At 44.5% G+C, this 12,825-nt stretch carries 12 protein-coding genes; 5 read left to right on the top strand and 7 right to left on the bottom strand.

Going from position 1 to position 12,825, the window contains the following annotated elements; genetic code table 11:
* Window positions 1-139: 139 nt before the first annotated feature.
* The 3 genes from L1D31_RS02320 to L1D31_RS02330 form a co-directional block, all read right to left on the bottom strand.
* Complete coding sequence (locus tag L1D31_RS02320; protein ID WP_239835480.1) at window positions 140-430, bottom strand: hypothetical protein; 291 nt, start codon at window positions 428-430, stop codon at window positions 140-142.
* Between the two features lie 78 nt (window positions 431-508).
* Entirely contained in the window at window positions 509-1,549 is a 1,041-nt protein-coding gene (locus L1D31_RS02325; RefSeq protein ID WP_239835481.1) for a hypothetical protein, read from the bottom strand.
* A 52-nt stretch (window positions 1,550-1,601) separates the two neighbouring features.
* Window positions 1,602-2,651 (bottom strand): hypothetical protein, encoded by a 1,050-nt coding sequence (locus tag L1D31_RS02330; RefSeq protein ID WP_239835482.1) that lies wholly within the window; start codon window positions 2,649-2,651, stop codon window positions 1,602-1,604.
* 407 nt (window positions 2,652-3,058) lie between these two features.
* On the opposite strand from L1D31_RS02330, the gene L1D31_RS02335 reads away from it, so the two are divergent.
* From L1D31_RS02335 to L1D31_RS02345, 3 genes are all read left to right on the top strand, one after another.
* Window positions 3,059-3,880 carry an AraC family transcriptional regulator gene (locus L1D31_RS02335; RefSeq protein WP_239835483.1) on the top strand — a complete coding sequence of 274 codons (822 nt, stop codon included), beginning with the start codon at window positions 3,059-3,061 and terminating at the stop codon, window positions 3,878-3,880.
* A 71-nt stretch (window positions 3,881-3,951) separates the two neighbouring features.
* The gene (locus L1D31_RS02340) at window positions 3,952-4,542 is read left to right on the top strand and encodes a GNAT family protein (RefSeq protein WP_239835484.1); all 591 of its coding nucleotides are present in this window, start codon (window positions 3,952-3,954) and stop codon (window positions 4,540-4,542) included.
* Window positions 4,543-4,691: 149 nt separating this feature from the next.
* On the top strand, window positions 4,692-5,699 hold the full coding sequence (locus L1D31_RS02345) for a Gfo/Idh/MocA family oxidoreductase (protein WP_239835485.1): 1,008 nt from the start codon (window positions 4,692-4,694) through the stop codon (window positions 5,697-5,699).
* A gap of 38 nt (window positions 5,700-5,737) precedes the next feature.
* Here the strand turns inward: L1D31_RS02345 and L1D31_RS02350 are convergent, their stop codons facing one another.
* Window positions 5,738-6,346, bottom strand: coding sequence for a LysE family translocator (locus L1D31_RS02350; RefSeq protein WP_239835486.1), 609 nt, complete (start codon window positions 6,344-6,346; stop codon window positions 5,738-5,740).
* Window positions 6,347-6,507: 161 nt separating this feature from the next.
* Here L1D31_RS02350 and L1D31_RS02355 point away from each other — a divergent pair, with 161 nt between their 5' ends.
* Window positions 6,508-7,065 (top strand): XRE family transcriptional regulator, encoded by a 558-nt coding sequence (locus tag L1D31_RS02355; protein WP_239835487.1) that lies wholly within the window; start codon window positions 6,508-6,510, stop codon window positions 7,063-7,065.
* A gap of 54 nt (window positions 7,066-7,119) precedes the next feature.
* On the opposite strand, the gene L1D31_RS02360 is transcribed toward L1D31_RS02355, so the two are convergent.
* Together L1D31_RS02360 and L1D31_RS02365 are read right to left on the bottom strand one after the other, a co-directional pair.
* Complete coding sequence (locus L1D31_RS02360) at window positions 7,120-7,713, bottom strand: cysteine dioxygenase family protein (protein ID WP_081261434.1); 594 nt, start codon at window positions 7,711-7,713, stop codon at window positions 7,120-7,122.
* A 247-nt stretch (window positions 7,714-7,960) separates the two neighbouring features.
* Complete coding sequence (locus L1D31_RS02365; RefSeq protein ID WP_239835488.1) at window positions 7,961-9,871, bottom strand: methyl-accepting chemotaxis protein; 1,911 nt, start codon at window positions 9,869-9,871, stop codon at window positions 7,961-7,963.
* A gap of 370 nt (window positions 9,872-10,241) precedes the next feature.
* Here L1D31_RS02365 and L1D31_RS02370 point away from each other — a divergent pair, with 370 nt between their 5' ends.
* A complete protein-coding gene (locus tag L1D31_RS02370) occupies window positions 10,242-11,861 on the top strand; it encodes a methyl-accepting chemotaxis protein (protein WP_239835489.1) in 1,620 nt (539 codons plus the stop codon).
* Between the two features lie 62 nt (window positions 11,862-11,923).
* Here the strand turns inward: L1D31_RS02370 and L1D31_RS02375 are convergent, their stop codons facing one another.
* Window positions 11,924-12,784: a MalM family protein gene (locus L1D31_RS02375; RefSeq protein ID WP_239835490.1), complete on the bottom strand. Its 861-nt coding sequence runs from the start codon at window positions 12,782-12,784 to the stop codon at window positions 11,924-11,926.
* Window positions 12,785-12,825 lie beyond the last annotated feature (41 nt).

The following is a 12,825-nucleotide window of genomic DNA, read 5'->3' on the forward strand; positions in this document are numbered from 1 at the left end:
GTGGGCAGTTCAGGTCAAAAGCGAATGCTTGCTTTCGCCGTACTATGCGAGAGAACTGTTACTGAGGTTACCACTGTCAAGACGATTCAATCAATTTAAAACCAGACTCTCTGAAACTTAGCGTTTTCGCAAAACATACCTAGCGATGTTCACCAGCGAAGATGCCAAAAGTCAGGACATTGAGCGTATCGGTCACACTTTCCAGTGAACTTAGAATTTGGCGAGTCGGCTCATTATCGAGCAGAGCTTGTCCATCAATACCTTTGCCATTTGACTCAGGTTTGTCTGCGGTCGTTACTTCTTTGATATCCGTTGTTTCTTCAGCGGTATGTTCTTCTGTCACTTTATCTGAAGAGATATCCTCAGTACTTGTACAGGCTGTCGCGGTACAACAGAAACTAAACAAAAGAAAGAACTTAGTACGAAACATAGCGGCTCAACAGCAATAAAACATCGTTCAATTGTATTGCAACAATTGCTTTCTATCCAGTGGTAATAACCAAATATCTCAAAGCATTTGTTGCAGAAAAGCCAGTTGCTGCTTTTCCTGCTCTGTCATTTGGTACTCTTCATCCGTCAGCGTACCGGAATCAAAACGACCAACAGGGTAGCTCTCGGCATCGCTCTGTCCATAACCTGCTTTTTCTCCAGGGTGACCTGACATACGTTCAATCACCACATCACGTAGCTCTAGATCGATCTCGCCCTCTGGCAAGACTCGTTTAAACGCTTTTAAATCCACTGTTTGCTCACCTTCTGACAATCGTTGCTTCTCAACTAAAGACGCAATGGCTTTACCGCCTTTCTGATAGAGGTTCGCACGGAGTCTGAATATGCCTTCTTTATCGATTTGTAACGTGACCGGAATCTTCATATCAGGCCCCTGCGCATATCCCTCTGACACCGACACCACACTTGCTACTGAATGATACAAACGCACATCGGCACTAACAATATCTTCTCCTCGCTCAAAGTCGACACGTGCGATTAATCTCAGTTCTTCTGGCCAATCTTTACCCGGCGTGATTTGCCACTGCATTTCATCCGCAGGCAATGTCGTTAGGACTTGCTGCGTGGCAACAGAAACGACATCCAATGAAGTGCCAAGAACGGTCTGCTGCGTTTTGAGCTCAACCCGTATCGGTTCAGGGTAGAAGTGCCGGAACTTTTTAACGCCCAACGAAGCCGTTGATTTACCATCCAGTATCGGAGTTTCAACCACTTCAAATGCATTCCAGTTCAAGTAGGGACTGCTCTCATTAACTATCGGTTGAGAGTATGATGGGTATTGAAGAATTTGTTGATGTTTGATGGCTACTTGCTTTAACTTCAGTGCCACAGCCTTCGTCTCGATGGGGGTTCCCCCGTCTATCGAGGCCTGCTTTGAAACAATAAAGCTATTGTCCCCTTCAGGAAGAGGAGCTGCATCATGACCCACTTTTCCCCTAGGCTTGGCGTATTCGGATGTCTCAACGGGGTTTGGCCAGAAAATGAAGCCTGCTGCTGTCAACGCAGTGATGAAGCTGAATGCCCATAACTTAGTCTTCATAAGGTTCTCCAGAAAATCAGGGCTGAGGCATCTTACCCAGCCCTGCATACGATCAGTTTAGGCTAACCGCAATTTCAGACATAGTGTCTTTATTAGACCCTTGTACGTACAGATATTTGGTTCCCCACCAGCCGTTTTCCTTGTAAGTTGTAACACCGACAGATTGGCCATTGGCTAACGTCACATCCGTCACACTGGAGGTAACTTCTCCTTTGTGTTTCGGGCCCACTACATCACTGTGGCTGTAGTCGTCTCCCATGATCAAGGGATAGTGCTCGGGCATAAAGTTAGAGACGCCTTTGCTTTGAGAAGCTATCTTGCCGTTCATCGCTAAACTTGTTGAACAGCTGTCGTAACTTCCTGATTCTGCTGCGCCACAAGCGGAATGCGCAGCCACAACACCGTCATCATTGCCGGGAAGAAAAACCGACGTCGTTTTGAAATAGTCAGTCCCATTACCAATAAATCGAATTCTAGGAATGCGGTGCTCTGACAGACGCGCTATCTGGCGTGCATTGGAGACTTTTAGATCATTGAGTACACCTGAGTTTTCCCGATTAGGCATTTCCCCCAGCCACAGTGAAATAGCGTAGCGCATCGCACTGTTTGCCCAGCCTCCCCCTTCGATGATGTTGACCACAATATCCCCAAGCTCAGAGCCGCCACCAGCACCAGCGAAATCGTAGGTAGCGACAATATTGAGAGGCTCTAACCCAGCATTAGTCAGCCAGTTTTCCTGATTGTCTAGCAGGTATCGTGCAACAAGGTCACCAGCGGAGTGCGTCACAAAAATACACCCTAACTGGCAGGTTCCATTGCGGGACAGCTCTTGGAGTTTAGGCCAAGCGTATTCGCTGGAGATTTTGCCTTCAACACGTTCATAAGCAGGCCAGTCAATCCGAGCGTCAGCGTATTGGAGCCAGTACTCTTTCCAGTAGTCCTCACCTTCCAGCTCAACCTGACCAGCATCAGGTTTGGACTGTAATTGATCCGATTGAAAGCCGTGAATCAGCACGACCTTGTAGTTTCCTATGGCAGCATGTGTGAAACTAGAAAACGCAATTGCCACTGCAATGGAGGCAATCTTTGTCATTATTTTCATGATGTTATTAACCTTTTCGTCCTGAAATTAGCGTTATTTGCTTTGTCATCAGCGAGCAAAATTCCAAACATCGAAACCACTTTTGCTCGTTAAATAGGATTAGTCTTCGGCTCTCTTTTATTCAACTCATCCGATGAGAGCCTTTGCGCTAGGTTAAAAAAACAACACGTAAATGTTAACAATTTGAGATCTAAGACAGATTTACAATAACTATTGATATGAATTTTATTGCTTATTGTTTAAGTGTCACTAAAACGACATGTTTTACTGATATGAGGATCAACCCACGAAATGCTTAACTATCCGGAATGATTGACTTTTTATACCACACTGAGAAGTAAGAGCACTTTGCTAGGTTGCCGTGTTATCACGTAGACTGTTTAGTAAACCCCTGAATTAAATATGCCATGATTACTTGGAAACAACCGCTGCAAGATTTCGAATGGTTAATACATCAAGTCTGGTATCTGGAGCTAGAGGCAGACGATGTCATCACGCAACAACCAAGGCTCATTCCCAATCCAAGGGCTCATTTACTCTTTACGCCGGATGAACAAAAGTACAGTTACGACAGCGGCATAACTAAATTTGAAGGTAAAGGGAGTCACCTGCTTTTGGTGAGCGATCAGTTACTGTCATTAGACGACTCTGCTCCACTAAAACGTATCGGTGTCACTTTCAGGCCCGAGGGGCTGTACCTACTCAATTCTTCTGTCGGTCATCATCTTAACCAATGCGGCTGGCCTACTTGGTTGGATACGTTTTTCGGGCCCGCACTCCACAACCAGCTATGGCAATCGAATGACAAATCACATCTGCTTGACGTATTTCATCAACATTTCCACCAGCTCAACCTAAACAACAAAAAAGACCGCGCTTTCTCTATTACACAGCAAGCGACCAAAATGATAGAAAATCGCCTATCCGACTGGAGTATCGAGCAGATTGCCGACCAATGTGCATGTTCTAGAAGAACCTTAGAAAGGCACTTCAAACAAGTTACAGGGCTCAGCGTTAAGCAATATCTCATGATAATGAAACTGGAAGAAATTGTGTTGTCTATCTATGAGCAAGATGCCGATCCCGACTGGGCTGAATTTGCACAAGCATTTGGTTTTAGTGATCAATCACATTTAATCCGCCAACTCAAACATCAGCTCAATCGGACACCAGCTAAGTACCTCAAAGACCGAGACCTAACCATCGACATCTACGGGGACTTCGAATAACACTTGTCGCAAATATCCAATTTTCGGCGCAGATGTTGATCTACCATGCTGAGCAAATTGAGAGGCATATAATGACATACAAAAAACTAAAACGTGGTGAATCAATCTCCTTTGGCGACTCACTAAACATCAAATTGATTCAACGCGAAGATCTAAATGACATCATTCCAATGCTTAACGACCAAGAGGTCAACGCCTACTTGTTCTTTGCTCCCGCAGAGGAAAGTATGTTTCACGCGTTTTTTACCCCAATCATTGAAAACACTGAACACGCAATAAACAAAGGTAATTGGCCAGACAGCCCAACATTTGTCATTCGGGACAAACAAGGCCACTACATGGGTATGTGCGGATTATCTAAGGTGATGTTTCTCGAAGGTAACTACGAAGTCGGGTATCAACTTCCCGTCCACGCATGGGGCAAAGGGATCGCTACTCGTGCCTGTCGCTTGCTCACCGATATTGCATTTAACGAGTTAGGTAGCCACAAAGTCAGTGCCGACTGCTATGGCGCTAACACAGGTTCATACAAAACTATGGAGAAATGCGGTTTTACATTTGAAGGTCGCCAAGTTGACTACTATAGGGTTGAATCAGGATTCGACGATAAAGTGTATTACGGTATAACGGCTAAGCAGTATTGGGCACTAAACAAGTCCTAAAAACAACCTAGGTAAAGGTGCGCGCTCACCTCAATCTATAGCCGCCGACTCCGGCGGCTTTCTCATTCAGTTCAAACACTTCTATTTGACGTAAACCCGTGCTCATCGCTAGTATCATCCTCACAAATACTAGAATGATAAGAATTAATATGACAGAACAAAAAGTACGTTGGGGCATTGCCGGGCTGGGTAAAATTGCACATCGATTTGCCGCCGATCTCACTCAGCATGTCGACAAGGCTTGTCTATATGCCGTCGCAGCCAGAGATAAACAACGCGCAGATGCTTTTGCCCAGCAATATCAGGCTGAAAACGTTTATTCTTCTTATCAAGCCATGGCGGAAGACCCAAATGTTGATGCCGTATACATTGCGACTATCCATCCGTTTCACAAAAGCATGGTTGAGCTGTTCTTAGACCATGGCAAGCATGTTCTGGTTGAAAAGCCGGCGTTCACTAACACCCAAGACTGGGACGACATGAAGGCACTGGCAGTTAAACAAGACCTCTTGCTCATGGAAGCAATGAAGTCAGTGACTTTCCCAGCTTACCGAGCGCTACGAGATTTCATTCAAAAGAATAGTATTGAGATTGAATCAATAGAAGCGGCGTTCGGCAACTGGCATGAATTTGATGTTCAACAGCAGATTTTCAACCCTGATTTATGCGGCGGTGCGACTTTAGATGTCGGCGTTTATGCTCTCTGGCTATACGCGGATCTTTGCCAGCTCAAGCAAAGTGAGATCCAACCACCATCGGTGACCTATCAGAAGTACAACAATGAATCCAAGGTCGATGAAACCGTAGAGTTTACGTTTACTCACGGTATCCAGGGTAAGATTGGCGCTTCAATCAGCCAAGACCTAAAACGTGTCGCGACAATACGTGGGCCAGAGGTCGAAATTGTTATCCAAGATAAGTGGTGGAATCCAACCGTCATTGATGTCACCTACAAAGGTGAACATACCCAGATCTCACACTTACCTACAGGCGGTGGATTTGAGTTTGAAGCTTCTCACTTATCCCAGCTGATCATTGATGGTAAATCGAGCTCGGACTTCGTTCCTCATGAAACCAGTCGCCAGGTTATTGCTCTCATGGAGCGAAGCCTGAAAGACAATGGATTCTCGCACTTGCTTCACGCCTCTCATCAATAGTCATCATAGCGCCGAGCTTTTCGCTTGGCGCTTTTCATTCAGAATTGCCCAATGATCTCTCCAACCACAGGTAAGACAGAGATGACGAGTAGCAACGCCATCAGCTTATTGAAAGCTTTCAAATAGGCTGGTTTGTCTAAGTATCGGCGTAACGAAGAGCCAAACACTAACCACACGCCAACACAAGGAAACGAGGCAATAAAAAACATCGAGGCGATGGTCAGGTTTTGAGTCATATACCCTTCACCTATTGTCGTAAATGCGGATATCGCACCAATTGCCACCACCCAAGCTTTGGCATTGACCCACTGAAACAAAGCTCCGTTTAGAAAACCAAGCGGTCGATTTCGACCTTTCTCAGCACTCACACTGTCAGCCATGGCGATCTGCAATGCGAGATATAAAAGATAAAGCGTTCCCATGACTTTGACCGCCAAAGAAAGCTGAGGGATCAAAGAAAAAAGTTCGCCAAAGCCCAGCCCTACCAATAGCAACATCAAAGTAAATCCAACACAAATACCGGTTAACAGCGGCAAGCTGCGTTTTACTCCAAAATTCAGTCCAGATGTCATCACCATGATGTTATTTGGCCCCGGGGTCACTGAAGATGAAACGGCAAACAAAGCGACAGAGAGTAGGTATTCCATAATAAAAACCTCGACGTTTATTGGTTACTACCACCGAATGCAACCGAGAATAAACATTATAATGAACGAATGAATTTTATAATGAACACCAGAAAAACGTTTGTCAAATCATGCTATCGTTTTTTATAATGAACGGAAACACACTGACCAGAGAGAGCGTTGTGGATCAAAGTAAACCGCCAATCGAACAAATCGCTGCCACTCTTAATGCTGAAAGGTTGAATGCTGGCTTAAGTATCGCTGAGGTCGCAAGACGCGCTAACATCGCGAAATCGACGCTCTCACAACTCGAAAATGGCGTTGGAAACCCAAGTATTGAGACGCTCTGGTCCATCTGCGTTGTCCTTGATATTCCTTTTTCTCGTCTAATCGAAACACCAACTCCAACGACCAAAGTCATTCGCTACGGTAAGGGAGTGAGCGTGTTTTCGGAGCAAAAGGATTACCAAGCCGTGTTACTCGCAGCCAGCCCAGCGAATGTGTGCCGCGACATCTATTGGATTGAAGTCAAACCCGGTCAACCATTTATCTCGGAGCCTCATCACCCGGGTGTGGTAGAGCATGTGGTTATTGTCAAAGGCCGAGCGAAACTCGGGTTGCAATCGGACCCTCATGAACTAGAGGAAGGGGATTACATTTCGTACCCTGGAGACTTACCGCATATGTTTGAAGCGCTGGAAGAAGATACACGAGCAATGTTGATTTCAGAATACCGGTAGAAATGAAAAGGCGAGCAACATTGCTCGCCTTTTGCATTAGCCGTCAGCTCGATATCAAATTTCATAGAACCAAGAATCTTGCTGCAAATCTAGGAGCTCTGGCTCACCACCCTCAAGTTGGTACAAATGGAACTGTTGTAACGGCGGAGAGTAAACATGCAGCGTAACCAGAGGCTCATCATCAGCCTGCAAATTGGATATTTGGTGAATATCGTTGTCTTTGCTGACAGTCACACTACCTTGCTGGTAATGGGATGACTGAGATGCGTAAATATGACCGTTCGCTGCCGTTTCAAATAAGGTCTCTGTCGCTTCACCATGCAGTACACGCACACCACAAGCGGTGTTTAAGTGATCATGGATTTTGCTTCTCTGACCATTTAGCCAACTCAAGATAAGCACTTCACAATGGTCATTTTTAAACAGTCTCTTTCGACAGTAACTGTCTTCATCAAAGCTGGCTAATGCCTTTATTTCGGTGTCATTCAAAGCCACGTTTTCAAGTATGAATCTGATCGTTGCAAGCGACAGTGGTTTGTTAGATAACTTAATTTGCTCCATAAGCTCCTGAAAATTAAGTCGGTAGTCGCTATCAAGTAAAGCAGCCAGTGCTGGAGCTTGCTCCTGAGTGATCGCTGAGTGTCGCAAATTGTCCTCCTCACACATCCTGTTATGTTTTGGCAAGCACGCCTAATGTCTATAGGTGATGAACGAGTAGACAACAAGATGTATAAAAAGTATCACATAGAAGTGCCGTTCGTAGAATGTCGTCACGAATTAACAAGTAATTAACAAAACACCCAATTGCTTTATTGAACCTGTCTCAGTCATACTTTAACCAGAAACGAAAAGGACCTTGCGGTTAAGCAAGGCCCTTGTTAGGTTCTTTTCAATGCTAGGACAGCTTGAATCGACTGACGATACTCGATAAATGAGCATTGATATCAGCAATACTGTGCGCATCTTCAAGTGCCCGTTGACCATTACTATCGAGTTCACCCACGATGTCATTAATCGCACTCATGTTACGGCTCAGCTCCTGCGTGACACTACTTTGCTCTTCAGCTGCGGTCGCAATTTGCGTGCTCAGATCATTAATCTCTGTCACGAAGTCAGTCATCACATCAAGACTTTCAGCTACTTCTCCTGCGCCTTCGGCTGTCTGACCGCATTTTGCTTTGGTGGAATCCATAGAATCAACAACTGATTGGCTACCTCGAAGCAAACTGGCCAATGCGGATTCAATTTCTTCGGTACTGTCTTTAGTTCGGCTCGCAAGTTTGCGAACTTCATCAGCAACGACCGCAAAGCCACGCCCCTGTTCACCAGCACGAGCAGCCTCAATGGCGGCGTTCAGAGCCAGTAAGTTGGTCTGCTCGGCAATATCGCCTATGACACCCAAAATAGTATTGATACCATCCGTTTCCGCCGCCATCTTGTTCACATTATCTGAAGCGACACTGACATCATCGACCAAGTCCTGAACATTGCTCTGTGCCTGAGTGACTGTCACCTTCGATGCTGAACCCGCTTCGTTAGCTTTATGCGTCAGCTGAGCCGTATTCGCTGCATCTGTTGCCATCGCTTCAGCGGTAGAGTTCATTTCTTCTATCGCCGTCACCACTTGCTCTGTTTCCTGTACATGGCTTTGGAGAATGGAGGAGTTACGCTGACTCTGATCACGCATACGATCTACACTGCCGTTCAACTGGTTAGTCGCTTCGCTGATTTCCAACATCATGGTTTGCAAACTAGCAATAAACTTATTCACACCTTCCGAAATTTGGCCTAAATCGTCATTCGTAGTCACAGTGATACGTTGTGTTAAGTCGCCATTACCTTCACTCAGCCCTGCGATGGTTTCTTTTAACACCAAAATAGGACGATACAGTACCTGCATGACAAGTAACGCAACAATAATACTGATCACCGTCGCAATCACTGCAGTAAAGATGGCCGCTTGCTTAGCGGACGCAAGATCAGCAAAGGCGATGTCTTTGTCCAGACCGACCACAAAGTACCACTTCTTGCCCGCAATATTGATTTCATGGGAAAAGAACAGTTTTTCGCTCTCTCCTTCATGGCCATCGTAAACAACATCCGTCTTCCCTATTGTTTTATTGGCGACAGTATTAAGCCAAGGGTATTTGTCTGTCTTGTTACCGGCCTCCACATCATCCATTGATGAAGCCAGAATGGTAGTATCACTATTTAGTATGACAGCAACCGCTCCAGGAATGTTGTTTGCACTCTTAGCAATCTCATTAAGGAAACCCAGCTGCATATCCACAGAAATCATGCCACTTAATGTCTTACGGACAATCGACACCCAATACTCACTGCCCTCACTGCCTTTATAAGGTTCAGTAATCGATGTCGTGGTACTTTGCCGCCCTGCCTGATACCAGCCCCGAGTGGTCACATCCCCATCAAACTTGTGGTTAGGCCATGAGCTGGCTTCTTGGTTCCAATACGCGTCACCATTAGTAAAGGCAACGACAGAGCTATTCAAATTAGTGGCATTAGCAATGACATGAGTGAGCTCAATAAAATCGTCAGGCGTACCCGTTATCTCTTTACTTTCAAAGTGCTTACCCAACTTCTCTAAACCACCAACCTTCTCTCCTAGTTGATCCGCTATCTTTTGTGCTTGCCCTTTCACGTAGCTTTGGTTTGAGGCGGTAATTAACTCCACCAGCGTCTCTTCCTGCTTCACATAAGCGACATAACTTGAAACAGATACAGATATGACCACCAGCGCAATAATGGAAATGAGCAATAGCTTTTTAAAACCTAGATTTCTCATCTCTTTTCATCCTATACACATTAATTTCATTATTCATAAGCTTTTCATACACCACTTCACTAGAGGCAACCGCAATCTAATAAATAGGTTTATTAATAGATTGTGGTAGGAATATGACCAAACACCAAATTCAATAACTCATTGAAACGACATTAATGCATTCACAGCAACGATATAATCGCAATATGTGAACCTATGCATCAAACAAAATGATTCTCCGTTGCTTTACCTTGATCCAGCTCACCACTCATTAAGCAACCAAATGAATATTATTTATTCATGACAAGAATCAATTTTCATCTCCAAAACATTGAATAGCCTTTCTGTTCACCTTCAAAATGAAAACACAAACTATAAAAATGGCTTAACAATGAAACTCAGCGACCTCACCATCAAATATAAACTGGCGACCATAGTGGCTCTGGCAATAATTTTTATCGCTATGGCCTGTATCTATAATTTGATCCAGCAAAGGGAATCTTCCATGAACGAGCGAGAAGACAAGCTCAGTGCTCAAGTGGAAGCGACTATCAGCCTAGTTCAGTACTATTACGATCAGAGACAAGAGATCGGAGAAGAAATCGCTAAACAGCAAGCGTTAAATGCCATCAAGGCATTGCGTTACGACGAATCAAACTATTTTTGGATTCTAAACCAACAAATGCAAATTGTTATGCATCCAATTAAACCTGCATTAAATGGGCAAAATGCCAAGAGCTTCACAGACGGAGCGGGAAAGTTCCACTGGCGAGAAATGGTCTCCATTTCTCAAACCAGTGCACAAAAAGGGTTTCTTGACTATCAATGGAAAAGCCCCCAAGGCAAGCTTAAGGATAAGATCTCCTATGTTCAACTGTTCCCAGAATGGGGTTGGATTGTCGGTTCGGGTTTACTAGTTTCTGATATTCAGGAGGCTTTTTATGCCCTTGCTCTGAAAGAAGCGTTTGTCGCTGCTATCCTTTCAGCCATCTTACTCGGCATGGGCTATACCATTTCAAACAATATTATTACGCCTTTATATCAGTTGATCGATAACACTCATAAAATTGCCGATGGCGATTTACGAGTTCGTATGAGTATGTCGAGAAAAGATGAATTGGGAGAGATGAGCCAACAAATCGACAAGATGCTCAGCAAACTGCAAGAGACATTGCGCACCGCACACCAGTCAGCAGAACAATCCAGTGCCATGGCCTGCAATATTGCTCAAGCCAGTGAAGAAGCAGCGACCAGCGTTAATTCTCAGCATGCCCAGTTAGAACTACTTTCTACCGCGATGACTGAGATGAGCGCGACTATTTCAGATGTGGCAACCAATGCAGAAAACACCTCGGTAAGCACCAATAAAGTGGTCGAACATGCTCACCGTAATGATCAAACCATGCAAACCACTTCACACACTATCGCAGAAGTCTCTCGCAATATTTCCACCGCTCACGATTTGGTAACGGACCTGCAAACTGGCGTTAATGAGATCAGTAATGTAGTTGGGGTTATTCGCGATGTCTCAGAGCAAACCAACTTATTGGCATTAAACGCCGCCATTGAAGCAGCACGAGCGGGTGAACAAGGCCGAGGATTTGCGGTTGTCGCCGATGAAGTACGTAATCTTGCCAGCCGAACACAAAACTCGACCAATGAAGTTCAAATGACCATTGAAAAACTCATCGAGCAAGCAGGCAGAACCTTTACGGCAATGCAAAGCAGTAATGAAAAAGTCGACGAAAGTGTTGCGGCATCAACGAAAACACGTGAACAGCTTGATGTCATCGTCAATGAGATGCAAAACGCAAATGATATGGTCGCTCAAATTGCCGCGGCGTCTGAGCAGCAAAGTACCGTTGCTACAGAAATGAACGAAAATGTGTCCGGTATTCATCTGGCAGCGAATGAAGTGCTTCAAGCGTCCCAGTCACTCGCAGAAGATAGCCAACTGATGGCGAATACAGCAGAACATCTCACAGCTCAGCTCAGGTACTTTAAAGTCTAACCTCTGCTCGAAAAAGCCACAGCCAGACGCCTCTAGCTGCGGCTTTTTAAACCATTATTTTTTTACTTCTTCGCGTTTACCGCTTTGACGAAAATTTCTTGTGCACCTTCAACATTTAGTGCTTTTGCTTCTTCTAGCAAACTAATGGCTTTGTTTAAATCATTCGACTCTACCGCAGCGGTAATCGCCTGATGGTAGTATTGTTGAGTTTCTGGAACAGGCACCAATATTTGTGCTGAAGGCGATTTCTTCGTGTCTGAACTTATCTTTTGCTCGACGAGTTTCTTTTGGTTATATCCACTCAAAGTTAACGTTTTAACATTCACGCTAAAAGAGCCAAGATTCGCAGCGTAGTACGTGGGATCCGTAACAATTGGCATAGGATCTCCTGTTTCTTGTGCTCTCAACTTCGCCGGATGAGGAACCATTATTCTTTCACCCAGATCAGAGTTGTCTGAATATATCACCATATAAGGGGTTTGAATCGTGTCTACACTTATCTGTAATTCAAATCTATTTCTCGCAAAAGCATCTGAAAATTGTATTTGGAAATCATCACGTTTAAGCGTTTTTACGGTATTAAAATCTTGATCGAGCAACTCTATGACTGGGATAGCAACACGGTTATCTTTCATATTGCTTCGTATCACTAGCTCAACAGCACCAGACTGAGAGTCAAACGCAAACGGAGCGAAATAACTTTTCCCCGTATTAAAATCAAACACTGGGGAAGCGGTATCTATGGTAAATTCCAGCTCTTCATTCTGTTTTAAGAAAATCCATGGGAATTCTTGACTTGTTCCACAACAAACTTGAGCTTGCACTGGAGAAAGGCTTTGCTCCATTAGTTGAACATTTTCACTAGAAGCAGAACATCCAAATAATCCGATACCAGATAGCAGCAATATGAGGCTATTTCTCATTTGATTTTCCTTATTCTCGAAAGCACAAAAGGCAGTCTAAC

The organism is Vibrio sp. Isolate23 (assembly GCF_022398095.1).
Taxonomy (GTDB): domain Bacteria; phylum Pseudomonadota; class Gammaproteobacteria; order Enterobacterales; family Vibrionaceae; genus Vibrio; species Vibrio coralliilyticus_A.

What these genes read in the sequence shown, in the direction of transcription:
- L1D31_RS02325 (WP_239835481.1), bottom strand. Translation starts at nt 1,549, where the DNA reads ATGAAGACTAAGTTATGGGCATTCAGCTTCATCACTGCGTTGACAGCA.
- L1D31_RS02320 (WP_239835480.1), bottom strand. Translation starts at nt 430, where the DNA reads ATGTTTCGTACTAAGTTCTTTCTTTTGTTTAGTTTCTGTTGTACCGCG.
- L1D31_RS02375 (WP_239835490.1), bottom strand. Translation starts at nt 12,784, where the DNA reads ATGAGAAATAGCCTCATATTGCTGCTATCTGGTATCGGATTATTTGGA.
- L1D31_RS02350 (WP_239835486.1), bottom strand. Translation starts at nt 6,346, where the DNA reads ATGGAATACCTACTCTCTGTCGCTTTGTTTGCCGTTTCATCTTCAGTG.
- L1D31_RS02330 (WP_239835482.1), bottom strand. Translation starts at nt 2,651, where the DNA reads ATGAAAATAATGACAAAGATTGCCTCCATTGCAGTGGCAATTGCGTTT.
- L1D31_RS02365 (WP_239835488.1), bottom strand. Translation starts at nt 9,871, where the DNA reads ATGAGAAATCTAGGTTTTAAAAAGCTATTGCTCATTTCCATTATTGCG.
- L1D31_RS02370 (WP_239835489.1), top strand. Translation starts at nt 10,242, where the DNA reads ATGAAACTCAGCGACCTCACCATCAAATATAAACTGGCGACCATAGTG.
- L1D31_RS02345 (WP_239835485.1), top strand. Translation starts at nt 4,692, where the DNA reads ATGACAGAACAAAAAGTACGTTGGGGCATTGCCGGGCTGGGTAAAATT.
- L1D31_RS02335 (WP_239835483.1), top strand. Translation starts at nt 3,059, where the DNA reads ATGATTACTTGGAAACAACCGCTGCAAGATTTCGAATGGTTAATACAT.
- L1D31_RS02340 (WP_239835484.1), top strand. Translation starts at nt 3,952, where the DNA reads ATGACATACAAAAAACTAAAACGTGGTGAATCAATCTCCTTTGGCGAC.